At 70.3% G+C, this 22,034-nt stretch carries 24 protein-coding genes; 15 read left to right on the plus strand and 9 right to left on the minus strand.

Going from position 1 to position 22,034, the window contains the following annotated elements; translation table 11 throughout:
• Positions 1 to 2 precede the first annotated feature (2 nt).
• The 3 genes from FMQ63_RS16350 to proS form a co-directional block, all read right to left on the minus strand.
• Entirely contained in the window at positions 3 to 620 is a 618-nt protein-coding gene (locus FMQ63_RS16350; protein WP_011556582.1) for a YiiX family permuted papain-like enzyme, read from the minus strand.
• A 79-nt stretch (positions 621 to 699) separates the two neighbouring features.
• Positions 700 to 1,257, minus strand: a complete 558-nt coding sequence (gene thpR / locus FMQ63_RS16355) for an RNA 2',3'-cyclic phosphodiesterase (protein WP_011556581.1) — start codon at positions 1,255 to 1,257, stop codon at positions 700 to 702.
• Between the two features lie 180 nt (positions 1,258 to 1,437).
• Positions 1,438 to 2,889, minus strand: coding sequence for a proline--tRNA ligase (gene proS, locus FMQ63_RS16360; protein ID WP_011556580.1), 1,452 nt, complete (start codon positions 2,887 to 2,889; stop codon positions 1,438 to 1,440).
• A 159-nt stretch (positions 2,890 to 3,048) separates the two neighbouring features.
• Here proS and FMQ63_RS16365 point away from each other — a divergent pair, with 159 nt between their 5' ends.
• The 3 genes from FMQ63_RS16365 (at position 3,049) to FMQ63_RS16375 (ending at position 5,140) form a co-directional block, all read left to right on the plus strand.
• Complete coding sequence (locus tag FMQ63_RS16365) at positions 3,049 to 3,723, plus strand: DUF4336 domain-containing protein (RefSeq protein WP_011556579.1); 675 nt, start codon at positions 3,049 to 3,051, stop codon at positions 3,721 to 3,723.
• Positions 3,704 to 4,441 (plus strand): TetR/AcrR family transcriptional regulator, encoded by a 738-nt coding sequence (locus tag FMQ63_RS38415; RefSeq protein ID WP_020478198.1) that lies wholly within the window; start codon positions 3,704 to 3,706, stop codon positions 4,439 to 4,441. The genes FMQ63_RS16365 and FMQ63_RS38415 overlap by 20 nt, the downstream gene beginning before the upstream one ends.
• Before the next feature lie 72 nt (positions 4,442 to 4,513).
• Positions 4,514 to 5,140 carry an MXAN_6652 family MXYO-CTERM-anchored protein gene (locus FMQ63_RS16375; protein WP_011556577.1) on the plus strand — a complete coding sequence of 209 codons (627 nt, stop codon included), beginning with the start codon at positions 4,514 to 4,516 and terminating at the stop codon, positions 5,138 to 5,140.
• Positions 5,141 to 5,178: 38 nt separating this feature from the next.
• On the opposite strand, the gene FMQ63_RS16380 is transcribed toward FMQ63_RS16375, so the two are convergent.
• The gene (locus tag FMQ63_RS16380; protein WP_228556436.1) at positions 5,179 to 5,460 is read right to left on the minus strand and encodes a hypothetical protein; all 282 of its coding nucleotides are present in this window, start codon (positions 5,458 to 5,460) and stop codon (positions 5,179 to 5,181) included.
• Between the two features lie 213 nt (positions 5,461 to 5,673).
• Here FMQ63_RS16380 and FMQ63_RS16390 point away from each other — a divergent pair, with 213 nt between their 5' ends.
• A complete protein-coding gene (locus FMQ63_RS16390; protein WP_011556576.1) occupies positions 5,674 to 6,537 on the plus strand; it encodes an endonuclease/exonuclease/phosphatase family protein in 864 nt (287 codons plus the stop codon).
• 24 nt (positions 6,538 to 6,561) lie between these two features.
• On the opposite strand, the gene FMQ63_RS16395 is transcribed toward FMQ63_RS16390, so the two are convergent.
• Complete coding sequence (locus FMQ63_RS16395; protein WP_011556575.1) at positions 6,562 to 7,113, minus strand: hypothetical protein; 552 nt, start codon at positions 7,111 to 7,113, stop codon at positions 6,562 to 6,564.
• Positions 7,114 to 7,229: 116 nt separating this feature from the next.
• Positions 7,230 to 7,616, minus strand: coding sequence for a hypothetical protein (locus FMQ63_RS16400; RefSeq protein WP_026113864.1), 387 nt, complete (start codon positions 7,614 to 7,616; stop codon positions 7,230 to 7,232).
• Between the two features lie 292 nt (positions 7,617 to 7,908).
• Between FMQ63_RS16400 and FMQ63_RS16405 the strand changes: the two genes are divergently transcribed.
• Positions 7,909 to 8,550 (plus strand): YdcF family protein, encoded by a 642-nt coding sequence (locus FMQ63_RS16405; protein WP_020478195.1) that lies wholly within the window; start codon positions 7,909 to 7,911, stop codon positions 8,548 to 8,550.
• On the opposite strand, the gene FMQ63_RS16410 is transcribed toward FMQ63_RS16405, so the two are convergent.
• Complete coding sequence (locus FMQ63_RS16410) at positions 8,531 to 10,069, minus strand: trypsin-like peptidase domain-containing protein (RefSeq protein WP_216608707.1); 1,539 nt, start codon at positions 10,067 to 10,069, stop codon at positions 8,531 to 8,533. The two genes, FMQ63_RS16405 and FMQ63_RS16410, sit on opposite strands and share 20 nt — an antisense overlap.
• A 116-nt stretch (positions 10,070 to 10,185) precedes the next feature.
• A complete protein-coding gene (locus FMQ63_RS16415; RefSeq protein ID WP_011556571.1) occupies positions 10,186 to 10,695 on the minus strand; it encodes a MarR family winged helix-turn-helix transcriptional regulator in 510 nt (169 codons plus the stop codon).
• A gap of 96 nt (positions 10,696 to 10,791) precedes the next feature.
• Between FMQ63_RS16415 and modA the strand changes: the two genes are divergently transcribed.
• The 3 genes from modA to modC are packed head-to-tail and all read left to right on the plus strand — an operon-like array spanning position 10,792 to position 13,291.
• On the plus strand, positions 10,792 to 11,550 hold the full coding sequence (modA, locus tag FMQ63_RS16420; protein WP_011556570.1) for a molybdate ABC transporter substrate-binding protein: 759 nt from the start codon (positions 10,792 to 10,794) through the stop codon (positions 11,548 to 11,550).
• Between the two features lie 20 nt (positions 11,551 to 11,570).
• Positions 11,571 to 12,224 (plus strand): molybdate ABC transporter permease subunit, encoded by a 654-nt coding sequence (gene modB / locus FMQ63_RS16425; RefSeq protein WP_225909576.1) that lies wholly within the window; start codon positions 11,571 to 11,573, stop codon positions 12,222 to 12,224.
• Positions 12,221 to 13,291 carry a molybdenum ABC transporter ATP-binding protein gene (modC, locus tag FMQ63_RS16430; protein WP_011556568.1) on the plus strand — a complete coding sequence of 357 codons (1,071 nt, stop codon included), beginning with the start codon at positions 12,221 to 12,223 and terminating at the stop codon, positions 13,289 to 13,291. Before modB ends, modC begins: the two co-directional genes overlap by 4 nt.
• Positions 13,292 to 13,890: 599 nt before the next feature.
• On the opposite strand, the gene FMQ63_RS38420 is transcribed toward modC, so the two are convergent.
• A complete protein-coding gene (locus tag FMQ63_RS38420; RefSeq protein WP_020478194.1) occupies positions 13,891 to 14,013 on the minus strand; it encodes a hypothetical protein in 123 nt (40 codons plus the stop codon).
• A gap of 415 nt (positions 14,014 to 14,428) precedes the next feature.
• Between FMQ63_RS38420 and FMQ63_RS16435 the strand changes: the two genes are divergently transcribed.
• From FMQ63_RS16435 to FMQ63_RS16465, 7 genes are all read left to right on the plus strand, one after another.
• The gene (locus FMQ63_RS16435) at positions 14,429 to 15,349 is read left to right on the plus strand and encodes an HmuY family protein (RefSeq protein WP_225909575.1); all 921 of its coding nucleotides are present in this window, start codon (positions 14,429 to 14,431) and stop codon (positions 15,347 to 15,349) included.
• Positions 15,346 to 16,902 (plus strand): MXAN_6640 family putative metalloprotease, encoded by a 1,557-nt coding sequence (locus FMQ63_RS16440; RefSeq protein ID WP_225909574.1) that lies wholly within the window; start codon positions 15,346 to 15,348, stop codon positions 16,900 to 16,902. Before FMQ63_RS16435 ends, FMQ63_RS16440 begins: the two co-directional genes overlap by 4 nt.
• 239 nt (positions 16,903 to 17,141) lie before the next feature.
• The gene (locus tag FMQ63_RS16445) at positions 17,142 to 18,224 is read left to right on the plus strand and encodes a type III polyketide synthase (protein WP_011556564.1); all 1,083 of its coding nucleotides are present in this window, start codon (positions 17,142 to 17,144) and stop codon (positions 18,222 to 18,224) included.
• Entirely contained in the window at positions 18,218 to 18,793 is a 576-nt protein-coding gene (locus tag FMQ63_RS16450; protein WP_020478193.1) for an isoprenylcysteine carboxyl methyltransferase family protein, read from the plus strand. The genes FMQ63_RS16445 and FMQ63_RS16450 overlap by 7 nt, the downstream gene beginning before the upstream one ends.
• Positions 18,786 to 19,067: an acyl carrier protein gene (locus tag FMQ63_RS16455; RefSeq protein ID WP_020478192.1), complete on the plus strand. Its 282-nt coding sequence runs from the start codon at positions 18,786 to 18,788 to the stop codon at positions 19,065 to 19,067. Before FMQ63_RS16450 ends, FMQ63_RS16455 begins: the two co-directional genes overlap by 8 nt.
• Positions 19,064 to 20,842, plus strand: coding sequence for a fatty acyl-AMP ligase (locus FMQ63_RS16460; RefSeq protein ID WP_011556561.1), 1,779 nt, complete (start codon positions 19,064 to 19,066; stop codon positions 20,840 to 20,842). Before FMQ63_RS16455 ends, FMQ63_RS16460 begins: the two co-directional genes overlap by 4 nt.
• 81 nt (positions 20,843 to 20,923) lie before the next feature.
• Positions 20,924 to 22,021: an NAD(P)/FAD-dependent oxidoreductase gene (locus FMQ63_RS16465; RefSeq protein WP_011556560.1), complete on the plus strand. Its 1,098-nt coding sequence runs from the start codon at positions 20,924 to 20,926 to the stop codon at positions 22,019 to 22,021.
• Positions 22,022 to 22,034: the final 13 nt, after the last annotated feature.

Here is a 22,034-nt window from a genome sequence, read left to right on the forward strand (position 1 = left end):
ACCTACCTCACGGACGGGAAGTCGGAGTGGACCACTTCCAGGCGTACATCCGCGGCGATGCTAGCGGGCGTCACCAGCTCCAAATCCAGGGGAACCCGCTTCCCGTAACGTTCGCGGAGCTGCTGCTCCAGGCCTTTCACGCGGAGCGAGTCCAGCCGCTCCATTTTCCCATATTCCAAGCCCGCACCCTGGGCGTAGGCCTTGCGCACCAGCTCCGAGCAGTACATCGCGTCGTCCCCCCAACCGAAGAGCCAGTCATACGGCTTGCCCAGATGCGCCTTGGCCGCCGCCACCGCCTGCTGGCGCTGCGCATCGCTCAGTTCACGAGGGCGTAGGACGAGGATGCCGCCCTTCGCGCCTCGGGCCTTCCACTTCGAGAACCGGATTCGCTGCACCGGCTGCACGGCCTCCACGACCCACGCGCCCTGTTCGGTCACCTCCACCATGCCCACATGGGACAGGGGGCTCTGCGTGGCCTTCTGGATGGCCTGTGACTGCGAGGAGCGCGAGGTGTGCAGGACGATGTCTCCCGTCTGCAACCGGGCCTCCAGTCCTTCATGCGGCGCCGCGACCGCGTTGTGGGCGCCGAACCACACCATCAGCATGACCATCCACCGCATTGACGAGTCCTTTCAGGTGCTTGGCTGCTTCCGGAGTGCGGAGAGTGCAGCCGGGATGCCAGCCGTCACGAGGGTGTCGCTACCCCAGCGTGCGGGTGAGGGGCACCTCCACTCGGGGCAGGTAATGGCCGCCCTTGCTCTCGAAAAGCACCAGTTGGTCCACGCGCCCCTCGCCCAGTGACGTGTCCTTCAGCGCCTGGACGCATGCGAGGAGGGCGGCGTCTCCGCGCGGGTGTTTCGCGCGGGCCAGCGTGAGGTGCGCGGTGTACTCGCGATGCTCGGGCTCGAAGCCGAGCGGCCGGAGCACCTGGGCGGCATCCGCCTGCAAGGCCTTCAGCGCGTCCGTGGCGCCGCACACATCCGCCCAGAGCACGCGTGGGTGGGTGGGCGCGCCAAAAGCGCCGCCACCAACGACAGACAGCACGAAGGGGGAGTGCCGAGCTCCAATCGGCGCCAGGGCTTCGCGAATGGCGGGCAGGCGTGCGTCATCCACGTCCCCCAGGAACACGAGCGTGAGGTGGAGGCCCTCCAGCTTCACCCAGCGGGCCTGAGGGGCCAGGGGGCGCAGCCGGTGCAACTCCTCGGTGGTGCGCGCTTCAATGGCGGGCCCCAGGGTGACGGCGGTGAACAGGCGCATGGCTCACGGCTCCTGACCTCATGAGGGAGACACAGTCCTTCGATTCCCTTCAGCATCGGAGCCGGTGGGTGTCGCCCTGCTCGTGACCGGTGCCACCAGGCGCGCTGCGGGGGCGCCTGCCAGTTCGAGCCGGCGGCGGGCGGTGTCGTGCCCTGCCGCCGGCCCTGACGTGACTGGGGCTCAGTACGCCTTGGAGAACACGATGCGGCCCGGCGAAGGCTCGCCGGTGACGACGCACTTGCCCGGCTCCTGCTTGAGGTCGAAGGGACGGCAGCGCGTCGTCAGGCCCGTCTCTTCCTTGATGCGCGCCTCCACCTTGGGGTCCAGGTTCCAGTGCGCCAGCAGGAAGCCCTGGTCCGCCTTCTCCTTCAGCTCCTCGTAGGAGTTGACCTCGAAGGTGTGCGAGTCGCGGAAGGACTTCGCTTTGGTGAACAGGTCCTTCTGCATCGCGTCCAGCATGGCCTGCGCCTTGGACACGGCCTCGTCCAGCGACACGAACTCCTTCTGGCGCACGTCACGGCGGACCATGACGCAGGAGTTCTTGGCCAGGTCCTTGGGTCCCAGCTCGATGCGCAGACACGTGCCGATGAGCTCGTGCTCGTTGTACTTGAAGCCCGGGCTCTTGGTGTCGTCGTCGTCCAGCACCACGCCCAGGCCCGCCTTGCGCAGGTCCGCGGCCAGCGCGTTCGTCTTCTCCAGCACCTGCGCCTTCTCCGCGTCGGAGGCCTTGCCGAAGATGGGGATGATGACCACGTGCGTGGCCGCCAGCTTCGGCGGGACGATGAGGCCGGCGTCATCCGAGTGGGTCATGATGAGGCCGCCGATGAGGCGCGTGGACACGCCCCAGGACGTCTGCCACACGTGGTGCATCTTGCCGTCGCGGCCCTGGAACTGGGTGTCGAAGGCCTTGGCGAAGTTCTGTCCCAGGTTGTGGCTGGTGCCCGCCTGGAGCGCCTTCTTGTCCTGCATCATCGCTTCGATGCTGTAGGTGCGCAGCGCGCCGGCGAAGCGCTCGGACTCCGACTTCTGGCCGGTCATCACCGGCATCGCCATGTAGTCCTCGGCGAAGGTCCGGTAGACCTCCAGCATCTGCCGGGTCTCCTTCTCCGCGTCCTCCTCCGTCTCGTGACAGGTGTGGCCCTCCTGCCAGAGGAACTCGGTGGTGCGCAGGAACAGGCGCGTGCGCATCTCCCAGCGCATCACGTTCGCCCACTGGTTCAGCAGCAGCGGGAGGTCCCGGTAGCTCTGGATCCACTTGGCGAAGCTGCGGTTGATGATGGTCTCACTGGTGGGCCGGATGACGTAGGGCTCCTCCAGCTTGGACCCACCCGCGTGGGTGACGACGGCCAGCTGCGGGTTGAAGCCCTCGACGTGCTCGGCTTCCTTCTTCAGGTAGCTCTCGGGGATGAGCAGCGGGAAGTAGGCGTTCTTGTGGCCCAGGTCCTTGAACATCTTGTCCAGGACGCGCTGCATGTTCTCCCACAGCGCATAGCCATTGGGCCGGATGACCATGCAGCCCTTCACGTCCGAGTAGTCGGCGAGCTTCGCCTTCTGGACCAGGTCGACGTACCACTCGGAAAAGCCCTTCTCGCGGGGCGTGAGCTTCTCGGCCATGTGCGGAGCACCCTTCAAAAGTCGTGGAAAGAGGACGGTTGCCTACGCCGGGCCCACCCGGAAATCAACGGCCCCGTCGCCCGGACGGGCGCTGGGTCCCTTCCTGGACGGGATTGTGTTTTTCGACCAACGGTCAGAATAATGAGCACCGGTTGAATCCGCATCCAGGAGGCAGTCATGTTTCGCCAGGTGGCTGACGACGTGCACGTGCTCGCGGTGGAGTTCCGCATCGGGGGAATGGATTTGGGGGGCCGGATGACGGCTGTCCGCCTGCCGGATGGGGGGCTATGGCTCCACTCGCCCGTCCGCTTCAGTCCGGAGGTACGGGCGGCGGTGGATGCGCTCGGGCCAGTGCGCTTCCTGGTGGCGCCCAACTTGATGCACCACCTGTACGTGCAGGAGTGGGCTGCGGCCTATCCCGACGCGAAGGTGGCCGCGCCCGCTGCGCTGCGGCGCAAGCGGCCGGACCTGCGCATCGACCTGGAGTTGGGTGACACGGCCGAGGCCGGCTGGGCCGGCGTCCTGGACCAGGTGCTCGTCCAGGGGATGCCCAAGGTGGACGAGCTGCTCTTCTTCCACCGCCCCAGTCAGACGCTGTTCGTCACCGACCTGGCGTTCAACGTGCACCGGACGGGTTCGTGGTTCACCCGCATGTACTTGAAGCTGAGCGGCGCGTGGCAGCGGCTCGCGCCGACCATGCTGGTTCGCTCCGTCATCAAGGACCGGGAGGCCGTGCGCGCGTCGCTGGCGCGGACCCAGGCCTGGGACGTGGAGCGAGTGGTGGTGTGCCACGGTGACGTGGTGGAGCAGGGCGGCCGGGAGGCGGTGCGGAATGCCTTCGCCCGGTTCTAGCGGCGGTGGCCGCAAGCCCGCGCCGGGCCGCCGTCGCGGCGCCGCGTCACTGGCCGCGCCCACCCCTGCGTCGGCTCCCACCGCGGAGCCCTCCGAGCGCGAGGCACGCAAGGCGCGGCGTCAGGAGGGGCGCCGTCAGGCCATCCTCGTCGCCGCACGGGCGGTGCTGGTTCGGGGCGGGGTGTTGGGACTGACCCTGGAGGCCGTAGCGGCGGAGGCGGACCTGAGCAAGCCTTCCTTGTTCTACTACTTCCGCTCCAAGGAGGACCTCGTGGGGGCGCTGGCGGTGGAGGGACTGGAGCGCGAGGTGAAGGTGCTGGAGGCGGCGGTGACGGCCGCGGCCAGCGGCGTGGAGGCCCTGGCCGCGCTGGTTCGTGCCCGGGTGGATTTGTACGCGGAGGACCTGGACGGCTTTCGCGTCGTCTATCTGTGGCCGCAGTTGACCGGGCGGCAATCCGAGGCGCACCAATCGCGGGTGCTGGCGCTGAGTGGACAGCTGAATGACGTGCTGGAGGCGCGGCTCCAGGCGGATGCGCGCGCGGGCCGGCTGGCCCCAGGGCTCCAGCCGCGTCGGCTGGCCAACCTGGCCTGGACCGTGGCGCACGGGGTGCTTTCCCTGGGGGCTGGGCTGGAGCACTCTGGTGTGGGAACGCGCTTCACCTTGTCTCAACTTCGTGACGAGGCCTGTGCGGTATTGCTGCGCAGTAGCGGCCGTTAGGGTGGCTGTGAAGGGTGGGAGGGGCGCGCTATGTAGAGAGCCTCCTTCCCGTCGTTCCTTTTTGGAGGCTTCATGCGGTCGTACCTTGCATCACTCGGAGTTGCCGGCGTTGTGTCGGCGTGCCTTGTCTCCGGTTCCGCGTTCGCCAATTCCATGGGCATCAGTGGCCGAAGCGGCAAGCAGGGCTCGGGCTTCACTTGTGCAGAGTGCCACTCCGGCGGCAGCACGCCCACGGTGACCATCGAAGGGCCCACCACGCTGGCGCCGGGCGCCACCGGCAACTACACGCTCGTCATCCGGGGCGGTCCGGCCGCCGGCGCGGGCTACAACGTGGCGGTGAGCGACAACGGCGGCACGCTCAACCCGGGTTCGGCCTCGTACAAGCTGAGCGGGGAAGTCACCCACAAGAACATCCAGGCGTTCTCCGGCGGCGCGGCCCGCTTCGACTTCACCCTGGTGGCGCCGTCCACTCCCGGCACTGTCACCCTGTACGGCGCGGGCAACTCGGTGAACGAGAACGGCACCGACCAGGGAGACGCCTCCGCGGCCACCACGCTCAACGTCACCGTGGCGACTGGCGGCGGCAACGGCGGTGACGGCGATGGTGATGACGGCGGTGGCTGCGCCGCCGCGGGCGGTATCCCGTTGCTGGGCGCGGCCCTGGTGCTGCTCGGCACCCGCCTGCGCCGTCGTCGCTAGGCCTCGTTGAAAGGAGGCCTCCGTGCGCGACAGCGCCGTCAGTGACCGGAGGCCACCGAGGCGGTGAACTCGTCGGGCAGGAAGGCGGAGAAGGACGGCACCCGTCGAACCTTCCGCCGGGAGTTGCCCGCCAGCCGCAGGATGGCCAGGGACACCAGCCCCAGGCCCACGGCGCTGCGCAGGGGCGCCGGACGACGTGACCGGCGCCGGGCGCGGTAGTGCAGGAGTCCCACGGGCAGCAGGGCGGCGGGAATGGCCATCAGCGCCCATGAGCGCCAGCGGGACCGGCCAGACGAATCGGATGCCAGTGTCGTTTTCATGAAGAAACAGGTTGGGCGTGGGATGGAGCAGGGGGAAGGGTGGCCCGAACCGGACGCAGGTCGGCCCCTGGGTCGGGCCCCTCCCGTGGAGGGCGGACACGGCCTCGCCAGGCTGCTTGCTGATGGCCCGCCAGGCCGGCCGCCTTCCGGACGAGCCTGGGGGGCAGGGCGACAGGTCCGCGGAGGGGGCTTAACATCGCGCCCCTTCCGCCCATGAGCCTTCGCCGCCTCCTCCCCATCCTGTTCCTGATGGGGCCGCTCGCGTGTGCGACCGGCCCTGGCTACCTCGCCTCCACCGAGTCCGTCGCCGCCGTGCGGCGCGCCCCGGGAGAGCTGCGGGTGATGACCTTCAACATTCAATCCGGCGCCCGCGGGTTGGAGCGCGTGGCGCACGTGATTCGCGCCGCGGTGCCGGACGTCGTCGCCTTGCAGGAGGTGGACGCGAAGTCCACCCGCGCGCGCGGCCTGGACCAGACGGAGGAGTTGTCCCGCCTCACCGGCCTGAAGTACCGCGCCCACTTTCGCACCACGGATTTGTTCGGCGGGGCCTACGGCATCGCCGTGCTGTCGCGTTTCCCGCTGGAGGCACTGGCGCAGTATCCGCTGCCGGGGCCGCGCGGCGCGGAGCCTCGCACCGTGGCGCATGCGGTGGTGGACGTGGATGGGCGCGAGGTGAGCGTCTACCTCACGCACCTCGTCCGCCGGCCCTTCAACAGCGACACCCGCGTGCGGCAGAGCGCGTACGTGGCGCGGCTGATGGCGCAGGATTCGCGGCCCAAGGTGTTGATGGGGGACCTCAACGACGGACCGGATTCACGCTCCACGCGGCTGCTGCGGCGGGCCCTGCATGACGTCGCCGCGGCGACCGGAGGCACGGGGGGCACGTATCCGCTGCCGCTCTTCCTGCCCACGCTGCGCATCGACTACGTGCTGGCGTGTGATGCCTTCACGTTCGTGGCGAGCCGGGTGCTGCGCGTGGACGTGTCCGACCACTACCCCGTGGTGGCGGACCTGCGGCTGAAGCCGGAAGCCGTGACCGTGGTCGCCGAGCGCGCGGCCACCGGCACCGCGCCTTGAACGAGGCGCGGGCCAGCGCGGGCATCAGCCGACGTTGAAGCGGTACAGCACTTCGTTGTCGTTGCGCGTGAAGCCCTTGAGTACCTGGTGCTTGAGGTTCTGCGCGCCCAGGTACGCCAGTCCGCCGGAGGCGAAGCCCATGACGGACAGCTCGAAGTAGGGGTGCGGCCGGGGAACGTGGGTGATGTGCAGGTCGGTGTGGTCCTGACCGGGGAGCACGTTGAGGTCGCCCTCGGTGAAGTAGCCCTTCCAGATGCCGGGGGTGAACAGCAGGAAGCGCCGGAAGTCACCCTGGCTGAACATCGCCTTGAGCTGGCCCTGGCCCAGGGCGTACTCGGCGGACTTCACGCCGAACTGCCAATAGGCGCTCGGGTTGTTGTTGTAGAAGCGCGCCAGCAGTTCGTCGTTGAGCCGGAGGAAAGCATCCGCCGGCATGCGCGACACCGGCATCACGGGCTTGGAGAAGAAGGGCTCCTTCTTCGCGAAGTCGGTGAGGAACGCCTTCCAGGCCGCCTCCCCATGAGTCTGCACCATCAACTGTTGCCGGGCCAGGAAAGCGACGCCTTTGACTTCCATTCACGCTCTCCGCGGGGGCGCGGACGCCCCGTGTTTGGGTTTGCAGGCAACAGTGTGCTGTAGATGTTTCATGAGACGAAGCGGTGATGTGACAACCGCTCGCGTCCGCCCGTCCCTCAATCGAGCTGGAGTCCGCAGTCGCTACAGGCGCCTTCCAGCAGCGGCGCGGCGGTGCCACAGGCCGGGCAGGGCGGCTCGCCGTCCTCGGAGAGGGGGGCTGCCGGAGCGGCGGTGCGTCCCATGGGCACCAGGCCTTCGCGCTCGATGCTGTCCATCCACCGCTGCTGGAGCAGGGCGGCCACGCGAGGGCCGTCCTCGGGGCGCACCAGCACCTGGAACTTCGGGCTGCATCCCGGTTTGCTGCAGGCCTCGCGATGCACGAGCGCCGGCACGTCAGCGCCCAGGCAGGCGTCCACCAGCCGCCGCGCGTCCATCAGCGCCATCTCCGCGCAGGGCACCAGCTCCACTTCCGACAGGGCCTTCGTTGCGTCTTCAGGAGTCATCACCCGGGGGATTGGAGCGCACCCATGGGGCCACGTCCAGTCCGCCCGGGCCCGCGTGTCATGCCGCGCACGCGCCGGGTCACGACGCGCCGCGGCCGAGAGGCGGTTCATTCCCCGGGCCTTCCCATTTCCCGTTGGGACATGCGCTCAGGCGACGCGCCAGCGCTGGCAGGGCTCGCCACCCCGGCAGTTCTTGCCAGCCGTCGCAGCAACGCGCGCCGGTGTGCGGCCTCCAGGCATCGGCGTGGATTGCGCGGTGGCGGAGGGACGACTTCAGGCTAGCGTGCGGAGGGTGCCGCCCACGTCACTCACGCCGCGCACCGCGCGCCTCTTCCGGCTCCTGATGGTGGGCGCGGGCGTGCTGACGTGTGGCGTCTTCGGCCTCGCCTGGGTGGTGGACCGCTTCGGTCAGCGCGAGCAGGCCGCGCCCGCGGACGTGCTGGTTGTGCTGGGCGCGCGCGTGTTGCCCGGGGGCGTGCCTTCCGGGGCGCTGCGCGCGCGCACCGAGCACGCGGTGGCGCTGTACCACCGCGGCGTGGCTCCCCGGCTCGTCTTCTCCGGCGGCGTGGGCGTGAATCCACCCTCCGAGGCGCGCGCCATGCTGGCGCTGGCGACGCGGATGGGCGTCCCGGCGGAGGCGTGTGTCCTGGAGGAGGGCAGTCACTCCACCGACGACAACGCCCGGCTCACGGCCGAGGTGCTACGCGGGCTGGGGGCTCGGCGCGTGGTGGTGGTGTCGGACCCGTATCACCTGCTGCGCGCGCGCAACTACTTCCGGCTGTATGGCTGGGAGGTGGCCACCAGTCCGGCGCTGGAGACCGAGCGCAACCTGGACACGTTCGACCGCATCTATTGGACGGTGCGCGAGGCCGTCGCGCTGCTCCTGCATCCCCGCGTGCTGCTGGCGCGCGCACCTACTCCTTCGGCACCGTGAGCGCGCGCAGCTCCAGCGCGCCTCCCGGCAGGGCCACGCGGAGCAGCACGGACTCGCCGGGCTTCGTCTTCCGCAGCGCCGTCACCACATCCTTCGCGCCGCGCACGGGCTTGTTCGCGGCCTCCACCACCACCATGCCCGGCAGCAGGCCGGCGTGTTCGGCCATGGAGGCGGGGGCCACCTCCGTCACCAAGGCGCCGGAGGGTGGAAGCTCCTGGGACTCCGCCAGCGCCGGGTCCATGTCCATCAGGCTCAGCCCCACGCGATGCTCGGCGGGGCGCTGCGAGCCGCCGACGGCCGGCTCCTTCTCGGCGACGCCTTCCAGGTCGGGCCGCGTGCCCAGCTTCGCCTTCACGTCGCGCTTCTTCGCGTCCCGGTAGAGGGCGAGCGTGAGCTCCGCGCCCGGTGGCTTCTGCGCCACCAGCCGCGTGAGCGCGCCCGCAGAGTCGATGGGCTGCCCATCCGCGGCGACGATGATGTCGTCCGGCCGCAGCCCGGCTCGGGCCGCCGCAGTCTCCGCCGTGACGTCGGTGACGACCGCGCCCTCCTTCACGGGCGCGCCCAGCGCCTCGCCCAAATCGGGCGTCATGTCCTGCACCATCAGCCCCAGCCAGCCCCGGGTGACGGCGCCCTTCTTCTCCAACTGGGGCAGCAGCGATTTGACGAGGTTGCTGGGCACCGCGAAGCCAATGCCCGAGCCCTCGCCGGCGATGGCGGTATTGATGCCCACCACCTCGCCATTCAGGTTGAACAGCGGACCGCCGGAGTTGCCCGGGTTGATGGCGGCGTCCGTCTGGAGGAAGTCGTCGAAGGGGCCCGCCGCGATGTCGCGCTCCTTCGCGGCGAGGATGCCCAGGCTGGTGCTCGACGTCAGGCCGAAGGGATTGCCAATGGCCAGCACCCAGTCCCCCACACGCAGCGCATCCGAGTCTCCCAGCCGCACCACCGGCAAGGGCTTGCCGCCGTCCAGGCGTTCGAGCTGGAGCACCGCCACGTCGGTGAGCGGGTCCGAGCCCAGCACGCGCGCCTCCAGGTCGCGCCCGTCGGCGAGCTGTACCTGAATCGCCTCCGCGTCTTCCACGAGGTGGTGGTTGGTCAGCACCAGTCCCCTGGCGTCGATGATGAAGCCGGAGCCGATGCCCTCGCGCACCGGCGGGGCGAAGGGCGAGGGAGCCTCGAAGGGAGACAGCGGGTCCTCGGGGGCGTCGTCGAACGGGGGACCGTCGAACGGCAAGCCTCCGAAAGGCGAGGGACCGTCACCACCCCAGGGCGTGTCCTTCGTCTCGCCGGGCGTGGGCGCGCCCAGCCGCACCTCCACGTTGACGACGGCCGGACTCACGGAGGCCACCAGGGGCGCGACGGAGGCGAGCGCCACGGCGCGTCCGGTGGGCAGCGGGGGAGGCTCGGTCGGCTTCGGTGCGGAGGTCGCCGTGGAAGGAGGCGGCTCCTCCGCGTCCTTCCGGCAGGCCATCAGGCCCAGCAGCACCCCTACCGCCACCCCGCGCGCGTGTACCCTCATCGCCTTCCTCCCCTGTCGCAAGCTGCGACCGCCGCGCGACGCAGGGGGGCTGACCACCCGGGCATGAAGCCTGTCAGGCCGCCTGGAGGACTGGGGCCCCGTCGGGGGCCTGGCTGTCAGCCCGCGCGCTCACGCGGCGTGGGCGTGGCCGGGGCGCTCATGCGCTTCACCAACTTCTCCAGGATGCGGAAGAGGGCCTTGCGGTCTCCCACGTCGAGGATGCCCAGGAACTGGTGCATGCCATGGACGACCACGCGGTTGAGCCGCTCCCAGGTCGACTGGCCGTCCTCCGTCAGGCGGCAGTGCACGACGCGGCGGTCGGTGGCGCTGCGCTCGCGCAGCAGGTGCCCCTGGCGCTCCAGCCGGTCCACCACACCCGTGACGGTCTTCTCCGTGACACCCAGCCGGCGCGCCAGCTCACCCATGGTGAGCGGACCGTCCTGACCCAGCCAGAGGATGGCGTGAACCTGAGGTGGCGTGAACTGGAGCTGCTCGCACATGCTGGCGATGGGGTCACGGAGCGAACTGCGCCGGCCCAGCGCGAGGAGCAGGTTCTGGAGCTTCTCCAGGTCCTCGGTAACGTCTTCATCCTCTTTGTGGAATTTCCGTGACACGGAGTATCCCATAGCGGCCCCGCATGGGCGGGTCAATCTGTTGTCCAGATGGGCGCTGACCTGACGACAATGCAACGCGGGTTGTCCGGATATGCGAGGTGCTACGCCATGCGTCATCTGTTCCTGCTTTGTGCCGTCTCCACGCTGTTGTCGGGGGTGTCTGCCCAGGCCGACACGGTACTGGTGTTCGCGGCCGTGAGCACCTCGGACGCGCTCCAGGAGCTGGCGCCGGCCTTCACCCGGACCACGGGCCACGCGGTGGAGTTCTCCCTGGGGGCCTCGAGCGACCTCGCACGTCAGGCCGTGGCCGGAGCGCCCGCGGACGTCTTCCTCTCCGCCGACACGGCGCAGATGGACGCGGTGGAGAAGGCGGGCCTGGTCGCGCCCTCGACGCGCGTGGACCTGCTGTCCAACCGGCTGGTGGTGGTGGTGCCGGTGGACGCGAAGTCGGCGCCGTCCTCACCCGCTGGGTTGCGTGGGTTGAAGCGGCTGTCGCTGGCGGACCCGGAGGCGGTGCCCGCGGGCGTGTATGCGAAAGCGTGGCTGGTGAAGGCGGGGCTCTGGAAGGCGCTGGCGCCGAATCTCGTGCCGGCGCTCAATGTGCGCGCCGCGCTGGCGGCGGTGGAGACGGGGCGCGTGGACGCAGGCGTCGTGTATTCCACGGATGCGGCACATTCGAAGCGCGTGCGCGTCGCCTTCCAGGTGCCTGAGCAGGACGTGCCGCGCATCGTGTATCCGGCGGCGGCGCTGACGAAGGGCGCCGCGCCAGAGGCCGGGCGGGCATTCGTGCGCTTCCTTCAGTCCGACGCGGCTCGGAAGGTCTTCACACGCCACGGCTTCGGCGTTCCCAGCGCGCGGGCTCCCTGATGGAGGGCGTCGCGGCATTGGTGTCCTTCACAATCTGGGTGGCGACGCTGGCCACGCTGCTCATCCTGCCACCAGGGCTCGCGGTGGCGTACGCACTGGCGCGGTGGGAGGGTCCAGGCAAGGGCGTGGTGGAGACGGTGCTGACGCTGCCACTGGTGCTGCCGCCCACGGCGGTGGGACTGGTGCTGCTGGAGTTGCTCGGGCGCAACGGCCCGTTGGGGCGCGTGCTGGACGCGTGGGGCATGGAGGTCGTCTTCACGCCCAAGGCCGTGGTGCTGGCGAGCGCGGTGATGGCGTTCCCGCTGCTGGTGCGCTCGGCGCGCTCGGGCTTCGAGGAGGTGGACCCGCGGCTGGTGGCGGTGGCGCGCACGCTGGGCGATTCGCGCACGCGCGCCTTCTTCCGGGTGACGTTGCCGCTGGCCTGGCGCGGTGTGCTGGTGGGCACGCTGCTGGCGTTCTCCCGCGCGCTGGGTGAGTTCGGCGCCACGGTGCTGGTGGCGGGCAACATTCCAGGCCGTACACAGACGCTCTCCCTGGCCATCTTCCAGCGCACGCAGCTCGGGCGGGACGCGGAGGCGCTGCGGCTGGCGGGCGTGGCGGCGCTGCTCGCCTTCGTGGCGGTGTTCGCGACCGAGGCGGTGACGCGGCGGCGTGGGCGGAGGGTGCGCGCGTGAGCCTGGAGCTGGACATCCGGTTGCCACTGGCGCGCTTCACGCTGGAGGTGGGCACGCGGCTGGATGGCGCGTCAGTGGCGGTGATGGGGCGCTCGGGCTCCGGGAAGACGTCGCTGCTGGAGGTGCTCGCGGGACTGCGGCGCGGCGCCCGGGGCCGGGTGGTACTGGATGGCCGCGTGTTGTTGGACAGCGTTGCCCGAAGCGACGTGCCGCCCGAACAGCGCCGCATGGGCTACGTGCCCCAGGATGCGCTGCTCTTCCCGCATCTCACGGCGGAGCAGAACGTGCGCTATGGCGTGCGGCCGGGGCGGGCCTCTCGCGTGGACGAGGCCGTGGAGATTCTGGAGCTGGCGCCGCTGCTGCGCCGCTACCCGGCCACGCTGTCCGGGGGCGAGAAGCAGCGCGTGGCGTTGGCGCGCGCGCTGGCCACGGACCCGGCGTTGTTGTTGCTCGATGAGCCGCTCGCCGCGCTGGACGTGGCGCTGAAGGAACGCGTGCTGCCGTACCTGCTGCGCGTGCGCGACGAGGCCCGGGTTCCGATGCTGTACGTGACGCATCAGTTGGGCGAGGCGCGCGTGCTGGCGCGAGAGGCGCTGCTGCTGGACCAGGGGCAGGTCCGCGCGGCCGGGCCTGCGGCCGAAGTGCTGGGCGCGGCGGCGCGAGGCCTGCTCGCCGGTGAAGGGGATGGGGAGGAGAACATCCTCGAAGGAGTCCTGGAGCGTCCGGACGACGGCGGGTTGCGGCTTCGGATGCAGGGCGGGTTGTCGTTGTGGGTGCCGGACTCGCCCGCGTTGGCGCCGGGCACGCGCGCGGCCTATGCCGTGCCGGCCGCGGACATCCTGCTGTCCATCCAACCGCTGACGGGGGTCTCCGCGCGCAACGTCATGACGGGCACGGTGGTGAACGTGGAGTCCGTGGCGACGGGCGAGGACGCGGCCACCGTGGATGTGGCGGGTGTGCGCTGGGTGGTGTGGCTCACGTCCGCGTCGGTGCGTGAGTTGGGCGTGGTGCCCGGCGCGCGGGTGTCCCTGGCGGTGAAGACGTCCGCGTGCCGGCGGCTGCGCTGACTCATCGCGCAGCTCAGATGAGCTGCGCGACGGAGCCGCCGCGATGGGCGAACCCTCCGCGACGTGTCGTCCATGGACCGCGCGAGCGCCAGGCAGAGCAGGACGAGCGACAGCAGGACGGAGCGGTTCGCGCAAGGAGTGGTGCATGCGCGGGGACGCCTCGTGAGCGCACGGCGCGCGCGGATGCCATCACCTCCGTGGTGGATTTCATGCTGAACGGACCGCGCGCTCCCCCGGAGGCCCCTCGCGCCGGGGGGAGCCGGAGTCACTCCCGTAGCTCGCTGTTCGGAAATGTCGGGGGTTTTGCGCCGCGAAATCTCCCGACATTTCCGAACAGCGAGCTGCCGAGGTGCGCCCCGGCCCTCGGGGCGGCTCGCCTCATGGCGCGCTTCAAAAGGGCTGGGCGATTGCGTCGCCGCAGTGGGCCAACCCACCGGCTGCATCGCGCGGAGAAATGGCCGCCAGGAGGGGTGGGGTACTCTCTTGCCAGGCTGCGATGGACCGCTCGCGCAGGTCGAGCGAATGCGTACCGGACATGGCAGGCGGTACCTCCTCGCACTCAGCAGTCTCCGCCTGCTTGCTTCATCCGTACGCCGCGATCAGAGGCCCCGCTCGCCGTCCGCCCAGTAGGCCTTGCTGCGCACGTCGCGCTTCGCGAAGCCGCGCCAGTCGAGCAACTCCTTGCACAGCATGACGACAGGTGCTGCCGGGGCCGTGGCCATGGAGGAAGAAGACGACCTCAAGCGCCCCACGCGCTGGGTCCCCCAGTGACGGCGTGTCGTGCCGGAATGCCGTCGGGCCAACACGGAACTCCACTTCGTGGCCGGGCTCGCCGCGGACACCCTTGAGCGACTCGCCCTCGACGCACACGCGGCGCAGCCGAGGGGCCAGCGTCTCCACCGAAGTGACGCGGGTGGGCTTCGCGAATCACGGCACGAGGGTGTTTGCGAGGACTGCGGGCATTTCCGACATGGGCGCTCCAGAAGGCCGATGATTCCATGGGTCGAATATTGAATATGAGAATCGTTATCAATTATGGTGCCGCGCGTGGAGGCCGGAATGGCACAGCGCCGTGTGCGCCTTGTCCTGGCCATGGGTGGTCTCCGGCTCCGCACCATCCGAGGGAGAGGGCCGTTGATGAAGACTCACACCGAAGAAACGATGCACACGAAGGCCAGCAAGCAGGGCCTGTGGGTGCTGGCCGCCGTGGCGATGGCGCTGGCCCTGTTGGTGAACTGTGGTTCGTCTGATGAAGACCCCACCCCGGTGCCCGACGCCGGACAGACGGACTCCGGGACGAACCCGATGCCGGACTCTGGAACGGAGCCCGAGCCGGACGCGGGCACGGAGCCTGAGCCAGACGCGGGCACGGAGCCCGAGCCGGATGCGGGCACGGAGCCGCTGTGCCAGAGCGACGTACCTTGCCGAGAGCAGAGCATCGACCGGCTGAACCTGCTCACGACGCCGTCGACGACGGCGATGTACGAGGAGGAGGCGCCGGCGGGCGAGTTCCGTTCGTACATCGACGCCCGAGCGGGTGGCCTCACGGTGAACCAGTCCTACACCTACGCTCGCTTCACGCCCGAGGGCCTGGCGCGGGTCAACATCGACGACCAGACGTCGCTGGGCGACCACGGCTGGGACATCGCGTTCCGTCGCTACTACATCCGGCTGAACGGCGGCACGTCCGGCCCGTCCTGCATTGGCGTGGCGCGGCTGCCCACGGGCACCCGCTTCGAGACCGTGACGTCCGTACCCGCGGACCTGACCTTCCAGTCCGACGCCTGGTACACCGACACGTGTGAGTTCATCCCGGACAACTCGGGGCTCGCCGGGCCGACGATGGCGCTGAGCAGCTTCTGGTCCTACCAGGGCTGCGTGAAGATGTCGGGGGATGTCTTCATCATCCGCCTGGCGGATGGGCGCCACGTGAAGTTCGAGGTGACGTCCTACTACGAGCTGGCCGTGCAGGAGCATTGCAACGCGACGAACGAGCTGCCGTCGGGGACGCCGAGCGGCTCGGGGCAGCTCCGCGTGAAGTGGGCCTTCCTGCCATGAAGCTCCGGGCGCTGCTCCTGCTCATCCCTTTCGGGTGTGGACCTGTCCAGCAGGCTTCGCGTGAACCGCACGAACGGCACGATTCGTTCGTGACGTGGGAAGCGGGACTGCAAGCGGGAGCGCGCCCCACCTCGCCCTCGGCGATGCCTCCGCGCTTCGACGAGGGCGAGGCGGTGGAATCGGTCGTGTCCCCTGGGGGGCTCTTCCGCATCCACTTCTCCCGTTCGGGTTCCAACGCCGTGCCGTCGGCGGACGCGGACGGGAGTGGTGTTCCGGACGCGGTGGAGACCGTCGCGTCCGCGTATGACCGCGTCGCCGTCTTCTATGAAGGGCTGGGCTTCCGTCTGCCGCCGGATGACGGCTGGGTGGGGAGCGACAACGGCGGCGACGGCCGCTTCGATGTGTACCTGGTGGACTTCGGTGGCATCGCGGACGGAGCCTTCCGGCTGGACGGCTGTCTGGAGGCGTCGTCGCGCTGCACGGGGCACATGCTCCAGGAGAACGACTTCGCGGGCTACAACTACCCGTCCCATGACGAGGCGGTGGACATCCTCGCCAGCCACGAGTTCTTCCACGCGGTGCAGGCGGCCTATCACCCGGGCCTGGGCAGCGTGGCATCGGAGGGCACCGCGGTCTGGGCCAGTGAGCGCTACCGGCCCGCGCTGGACGACCTGGAGCGATTCACCGCCGCGTACCTGTCGCGTCCGGACCGCACCCTGGTGCTGGACCCGGAAGGGCCGGCGGTGTCCTTCAGCTATGGCACGAGCGTCTACTTCCAGTTCCTGGGCGAGCGTTTCGGGGATGGGGTGGTGCGCTCGCTGTGGGAGGAAAGCGTAGTGACGCCGTCGGTCCGCTGGCCGGTGCTGGTGGAGACGGCGCTACAGCGCGACTGGGGCGCTGACTTCGACACCGCCTTCGCGGAGTTCGCCCTGTGGAACCTGGCCACCGGACCGCGCCGGGCACAGGGCGAGGGTTATGTGAGCGGTGAGGACTATGCGCCGCTGACCGTCGCGCCACGCACGCTGCCGGTGGCGGAGCCGTCCGTGCGGGTGGCGGCCGCGTCGGCGCGCTACTTCGAGGTGGAAGGTGGAGCGTCTTCTGTCACCGCCTCCTTCGAGCCCACCGAGGGCGAGGACTCTTCTGCCATCCACCTGCTGGCGGCCGCGGTGACGCCGACGCAGGTGCTGCGCGTCGCGCGCGCGGACGGCGTGGGGACCCTGTCCGCTCACGTGGACGCCGAGGACGCCACGCACGTTATCGTCGCCGTGGTGGATGGACGGCGCGAAGGCCTGGGCCGGTATGGGCGGCTGTGCATCTCCGGGGAGGACTCCGGCGCGCCCTGCACCACCGTGCCACCGCCCGACCCGGACGGTGGGGGCGACCTGGACGGTGGCGTGGGCGGTGAGCCGGATGGGGGCGTCGACGCGGGTGTGCCAGGTGAGCCTCCGCCTCCGCCTCCGCGTGACGAGGGTGGCTGTGGCTGTTCGTCGGCACCGGGCGGGCTGACGTGGGCGCTGCTCCTGTTCCTGGTGGCGGCCTTCATCCGGCGTTGAGCAAGGTTCGTTCAACGCTTGTGTATGGAGCGGGACGGATTTCTCCGACGCCACCGCCCAGGGGGTTCCCGGCACGTGTTGTTGATGCGCCGGCCGCGACGGCCGTGTGCGTCATCCGCGTGACAGTCGGACATGGGAGGTGCGTGCGGGAGACGGAAGCGGGAACATCCCGTATCGCGTTGGACGCTATCTCCGATTAAGCGTCACCTCTCCACCGACGCGAATGACCCGGGAACGCCATGCTCAGTGCCTCAGGCCAGGACCGCTCGCCCTCCATCCGTGCCGTGGGGCGAGCACTCCCGCCGCACTACGCCAGTCAGGAGGAGCTCATCGCCGCGTTCCGCGAGCTGTGGGCCACGCGCCACTTCAACCTGGAGCGGCTGGAGGACCTGCACCGCGCCGTCCAGGTGGGAGGACGGCATCTGGCGTTGCCCCTGGAGGCTTATCCGCCGCTGCTGACATTCCAACAGCGCAATGACGCCTGGATTCGCTCGGCCACGGAGCTGGGCGAAACGGTGGTGCGCAAGGCCTTGGACGCGGCGGAGCTCACGCCCGGGGAGGTGGACCACGTCTTCTTCGTCACCGTGACGGGCATCGCCACGCCGAGCATCGACGCGCGGCTGGCCAACCGCATGCGCTTCCGGGAGGACTTCAAGCGCACGCCGCTCTTCGGACTGGGATGCGTGGCGGGCGCGGCGGGCGTGGCCCGGGCGGCGGACTACCTGCGCGGCTTTCCGGAGCACACAGCGGTCGTCATCGCCGTGGAGTTGTGTTCGCTCACGTTGCAGCGCGAGGACCTGTCCATACCGAACATCATCGCGTCCGGCCTCTTTGGCGACGGCGCGGCGTGCGCGGTGCTCCGCGGCGCGGCGGCCCCAGGTGCGCGAGGGCCGCGGGTGGTGGCGTCGCGCTCCGTGTTCTACCCGGACACCGAGCGCATCATGGGCTGGGACGTGGTGGACACCGGCTTCAAGGTGGTGCTGTCCGCGAAGGTGCCGGGGCTCGTGAAGGACCACATCCGGGGCAACGTGGATGGCTTCCTCGCGCAGCATGGACTGAAGCGCGGGGACATCCGGCACTGGGTGGCGCACACCGGCGGGCCCAAGGTGCTGGAGGCCTTCGAGGAGGCGCTGGAGCTGGCACCCTCGGCGCTGGAGCGCTCGTGGGCCTCCCTGCGCGAGGTGGGCAATCTCTCCTCCGCGTCGGTGCTCTTCGTGCTCGGAGAGACGCTGGAGTCCGTTCGCGCGCAGCCGGGGGAGTGGGGCGTGATGATGGCCATGGGGCCGGGCTTCGGCGCGGAGATGGTGTTGCTGCGATGGTGACCTCCACGCATGCCCTCTTCCTGGGCTTCATGGCCGCGCTCGTCGTGGAGCGGCTGGTGGAGCTGGTTCTCTCCAAGCGCAACGCCGCCCGGGCCTTCGCGCGCGGCGGGGTGGAGACGGGGCAGCGGCACTACCGCTTCATGGTCGTGTTCCACACGCTGTTCCTGGTGGCGTGCGTGGCGGAGGTGTTCCTGCTGCGGCGCGGCTTCCCGGGGGCGTGGGGCTGGGCGGCGCTGGCGGGCGCGGTGCTGGCGCAGGGGCTGCGGTACTGGGCCATCGCCACGTTGGGCGACCGGTGGAACTCGCGCATCATCGTGGTGCCGGGGCTGGCGCCGGTGACGGGCGGGCCCTATCGCTTCCTGCGCCACCCCAACTATGTCGCGGTGGTGTTGGAACTGGCGTGCGTGCCGCTCATCCACGGTGCATGGTGGACGGCGCTGGTCTTCTCAGTGGGCAATGCGGCGCTGCTCTACGTGCGAATCCGCGCGGAGGAGGCGGCGCTGGGCGAGGTGTACGCGCAGGCGTTCTCCCATCGCCCTCGTTTCATTCCGGAGGTGCCACGTGGCTGAACGCGAACTGGAGGTCATGACGGAGATTCATCGCATCGTCACCGAGGAGCTGGAGTGGAAGGGCGCGGTGGAGCCCTCGCAGGACCTGGTGCGGGACCTCCAGTTGGACAGCCTGGGCCTCACGGTGCTGGCGGTGGGGCTGGAGAACCGCTTCCGCATCCGCCTGTCCGAAGAGGACGCGCAGGGCGTGCGCACGGTGGGAGACCTGGCGAAGCTGGTGGCGCAGCGGGTCGCGGCTCCGGTGGAACCCAGGCCGGAGGAGGCCCTGCCGTGAAGGGCGCTGGTTCGCGACTGGTGGGCCCGGCGTTGCCTCCGCCCAGGCATCTGACGGTGAACGCGGCGCTCGCGGACACCGGGCGCACGTCGCCGCTGGGGCTCACCTTCGTGGACGCGGCCGAGCGCGAGGTGTCCATGCCCTGGGCGGACGTGTACCGCCGGGCGAAGCGCACCGCCGCGGGGCTGGCCCGGCTGGGCGTGAGCGAGGGTGACCGGGTGGCGTTGCTGCTGCCCACGTCGCCGGCCTTCATGGATGCCTTCTTCGGCACGTTGCTCGCGGGCGCGGTGCCGGTGCCGCTGTACCCGCCGGTGCGGCTGGGGCGACTGGACGAGTACCACCGCGCGACCTCGCGGATGCTCCACGTGACGGGCTCGGTGATGGTCTTGACGGACGTTCGCGTGCGCCTGCTGCTGGGGCCCAGCGTGGAGCGCGCGCGTCCCCGGCTGGGGTGCCACACGGTGGACGAGGTGTCCCGGGGGGATGACGTGCTGGAGGTCCCGGTGAGGCCGGACGCACTGGGGCTCATCCAGTTCTCGTCCGGTTCCACGGTGGATCCGAAGCCGGTGACGCTGACGCACGAAGCCCTGCTGGCGCAGGTCGCGGCGCTGGAGATGGCGATGCCGCTGGGGGCGGGGGTGCCCCGGGTGGGCGTGAGCTGGCTGCCGCTGTACCACGACATGGGGCTCATCGGCTGTCTGCTGTCCGCGCTGTACTACCCGGGAAGCCTGGTGCTGATTCCCCCCGAGGCCTTCCTCGCACGGCCCGCGTTGTGGCTCCGCGCGCTGTCTCGCCACCGGGGCTACATCTCTCCCGCGCCGAACTTCGCCTATGGCCTGTGTTTGAAGCGGGTGAAGGACGCGGAGCTGGACGGGGTGGACCTGTCGTCGTGGCGGCACGCGCTCAACGGCGCGGAGCCGGTGTCCGTGGACACGCTGCGCCGCTTTTCGGTGCGTTTCGAGCGGTGGGGCTTCTCCGCGCGGGCGTTGCGGCCGGTGTACGGGCTGTCCGAGGCGTCGCTCGCCGTCACCTTCCCGCCGGAAGGGCGGGGGCCGCGCGCGCTGGGCGTGGACGCGGGGCTGCTGGCCCGGGAGGGCCGGGTGGCGGAGGGTTCGCGTGAGTTGGTGAGCGTGGGCATGCCCGTGGCGGGCTTCGAGGTGGAGGTGCGCGGCGAGACGGGCGAGGCGCTCGCGGAGCGGTGCGTGGGCCGGGTCTTCGCGCGGGGGCCGTCCCTGATGGCCGGCTACTTCGCGGATGCGCAGGCCACGGACCGGACGCTGACGCGGGACGGGTGGCTGGACACGGGCGACCTGGGCTTCATCGCGGAGGGCGAGCTGTTCCTCACGGGCCGGGCGAAGGACGTGGTCATCATCCGAGGCGCGAACCACGCGCCGCAGGCGTTCGAGGAGCCGCTGCAGAGCGTGGCGGGCGTGCGCGCGGGCTGCGCGGTGGCGCTGGGCTTCACGCCCGAAGGGGGCGAGGACGAGGCGCTGCTCATCCTCGCGGAGCGTTCGGGGCAGGAGGCGGATGACGTGGTCGAGGAGCGCATCCGCGCGGCGGTGGTGGAGACCACGGGCGTGCGGCCTCACACTGTGCGGATGCTCGTGCCAGGCACGTTGCCGCGCACGTCCAGCGGCAAGCTGCGCCGCGCCGAGGCGCTGCGCCGTTACCTGGCCGAGGAACTGGCGCCGCCGAAGAAGGTGGGCGCGGTGGGGTTGGCGGTGGAGATGGCTCGGAGCGCGCTGGCGATGGTCCGCGCGGAGAGCGACACGTGAGGCATCAGGCCGTGGGGCCGAGCACGGCGTCAGCGTGAGACATGCCATCATGGGGATGCGAGTCCCGGAGGAGTCCACGCCGTGAAGCGGTACGACGTCGCCGTGGTGGGCGGAGGACCCGCGGGGCTGGCGGTGGCCATCACCACCACGCTGCGTGGGCTGAACACCGTGGTGCTGGAGCGCGGCACCTCGCCGGTGGACAAAGCCTGTGGCGAAGGGCTGCTGCCTCCCGGCATGGCGGTGCTGGAGCGGTTGGGCGTCCTGCCTCTGCTGGATGACCAGGGCAGCCATCCCTTCGTGGGCATCCGCTACGTCCAGGAAGATGGCAGCACGGCGGAGGGCAAGTTCCCAGGCAAGGGCGCGCTGGGCGTGCGGCGCGTGGCGCTGGCCACGGCGCTGGTGTCGCGGGCGCGCACGGTGGGCGTGGAGTTGCGCGAGCGCACGCAGGTGCTGTCCCACCAGCGGGATGGCAATGGCGTGGTGCTGCATACGGCCGAAGGCCCGGTGGAGGCCGCGATGCTGGTGGCCGCGGACGGGCTGGCTTCACCGCTGCGCCGCGCGGAAGGTCTGGAGGTGGAGCCGACGGGGCCGCGCCGTTTCGGCCTGCGACGACACTTCCAGGTCGCGCCGTGGACGCCCTATGTGGAGATTCACTTCGCGCATGGCGTGGAGGCCTACGTGACGCCCACGGGCGTGCGGCGCGTGGGCCTGGCCTTCCTCTGGGAGGACGGCGTGGTGGAAGGGCGGGTGAGCTTCGAGACGCTGCTGGCCTGCTTCCCCAAACTGTCGGAGCGGCTCTCTGGCTCGGAGCCGGACTCCCAGCCCCGCGGCGCGGGACCGCTGGCCCGGGTGGCCCGAGCGCGCATCGCCGACCGCTTCGCGCTGGTGGGAGACGCGGCGGGCTACGTGGACGCCATCACCGGAGAGGGCCTGTCGTTGGCCTTCGTGTGTGCGGAGTCGCTGGGGAACCTGCTACCGGAGGCGCTCGTCCATGGCGCCACGCGCGAGGCGCTGATGCCTTACGAGCAGTGTTTCCAGCGGGTCTTCCGCAAGTACTCCCGGTCGACAGGCGCGCTGCTCATGCTGGCGCGACGGCCCTGGCTTCGCCGTCCCGTGGTGCGGCTGCTGGGGAAGACGCCCTGGCTGTTCGAGCGCATCCTGCACGCCGTCGTGACGTGAGCGGGGGACTGAG

This window comes from Myxococcus sp. CA005, from assembly GCF_006518205.1.
Classification (GTDB): domain Bacteria; phylum Myxococcota; class Myxococcia; order Myxococcales; family Myxococcaceae; genus Myxococcus; species Myxococcus xanthus.

Excerpts from the sequence above, each read along its gene's own strand:
- FMQ63_RS16350 (WP_011556582.1), bottom strand. The coding sequence starts at position 620 with ATGCGGTGGATGGTCATGCTGATGGTGTGGTTCGGCGCCCACAACGCG.
- thpR (WP_011556581.1), bottom strand. The coding sequence starts at position 1,257 with ATGCGCCTGTTCACCGCCGTCACCCTGGGGCCCGCCATTGAAGCGCGC.
- FMQ63_RS16365 (WP_011556579.1), top strand. The coding sequence starts at position 3,049 with ATGTTTCGCCAGGTGGCTGACGACGTGCACGTGCTCGCGGTGGAGTTC.
- FMQ63_RS38415 (WP_020478198.1), top strand. The coding sequence starts at position 3,704 with ATGCCTTCGCCCGGTTCTAGCGGCGGTGGCCGCAAGCCCGCGCCGGGC.
- FMQ63_RS16375 (WP_011556577.1), top strand. The coding sequence starts at position 4,514 with ATGCGGTCGTACCTTGCATCACTCGGAGTTGCCGGCGTTGTGTCGGCG.
- FMQ63_RS16380 (WP_228556436.1), bottom strand. The coding sequence starts at position 5,460 with ATGAAAACGACACTGGCATCCGATTCGTCTGGCCGGTCCCGCTGGCGC.
- FMQ63_RS16390 (WP_011556576.1), top strand. The coding sequence starts at position 5,674 with ATGAGCCTTCGCCGCCTCCTCCCCATCCTGTTCCTGATGGGGCCGCTC.
- FMQ63_RS16395 (WP_011556575.1), bottom strand. The coding sequence starts at position 7,113 with ATGGAAGTCAAAGGCGTCGCTTTCCTGGCCCGGCAACAGTTGATGGTG.
- FMQ63_RS16400 (WP_026113864.1), bottom strand. The coding sequence starts at position 7,616 with ATGACTCCTGAAGACGCAACGAAGGCCCTGTCGGAAGTGGAGCTGGTG.
- FMQ63_RS16410 (WP_216608707.1), bottom strand. The coding sequence starts at position 10,069 with ATGAGGGTACACGCGCGCGGGGTGGCGGTAGGGGTGCTGCTGGGCCTG.
- FMQ63_RS16415 (WP_011556571.1), bottom strand. The coding sequence starts at position 10,695 with ATGGGATACTCCGTGTCACGGAAATTCCACAAAGAGGATGAAGACGTT.
- modA (WP_011556570.1), top strand. The coding sequence starts at position 10,792 with ATGCGTCATCTGTTCCTGCTTTGTGCCGTCTCCACGCTGTTGTCGGGG.
- FMQ63_RS38420 (WP_020478194.1), bottom strand. The coding sequence starts at position 14,013 with ATGGCCACGGCCCCGGCAGCACCTGTCGTCATGCTGTGCAAGGAGTTG.
- FMQ63_RS16435 (WP_225909575.1), top strand. The coding sequence starts at position 14,429 with ATGAAGACTCACACCGAAGAAACGATGCACACGAAGGCCAGCAAGCAG.
- FMQ63_RS16440 (WP_225909574.1), top strand. The coding sequence starts at position 15,346 with ATGAAGCTCCGGGCGCTGCTCCTGCTCATCCCTTTCGGGTGTGGACCT.
- FMQ63_RS16445 (WP_011556564.1), top strand. The coding sequence starts at position 17,142 with ATGCTCAGTGCCTCAGGCCAGGACCGCTCGCCCTCCATCCGTGCCGTG.
- FMQ63_RS16450 (WP_020478193.1), top strand. The coding sequence starts at position 18,218 with ATGGTGACCTCCACGCATGCCCTCTTCCTGGGCTTCATGGCCGCGCTC.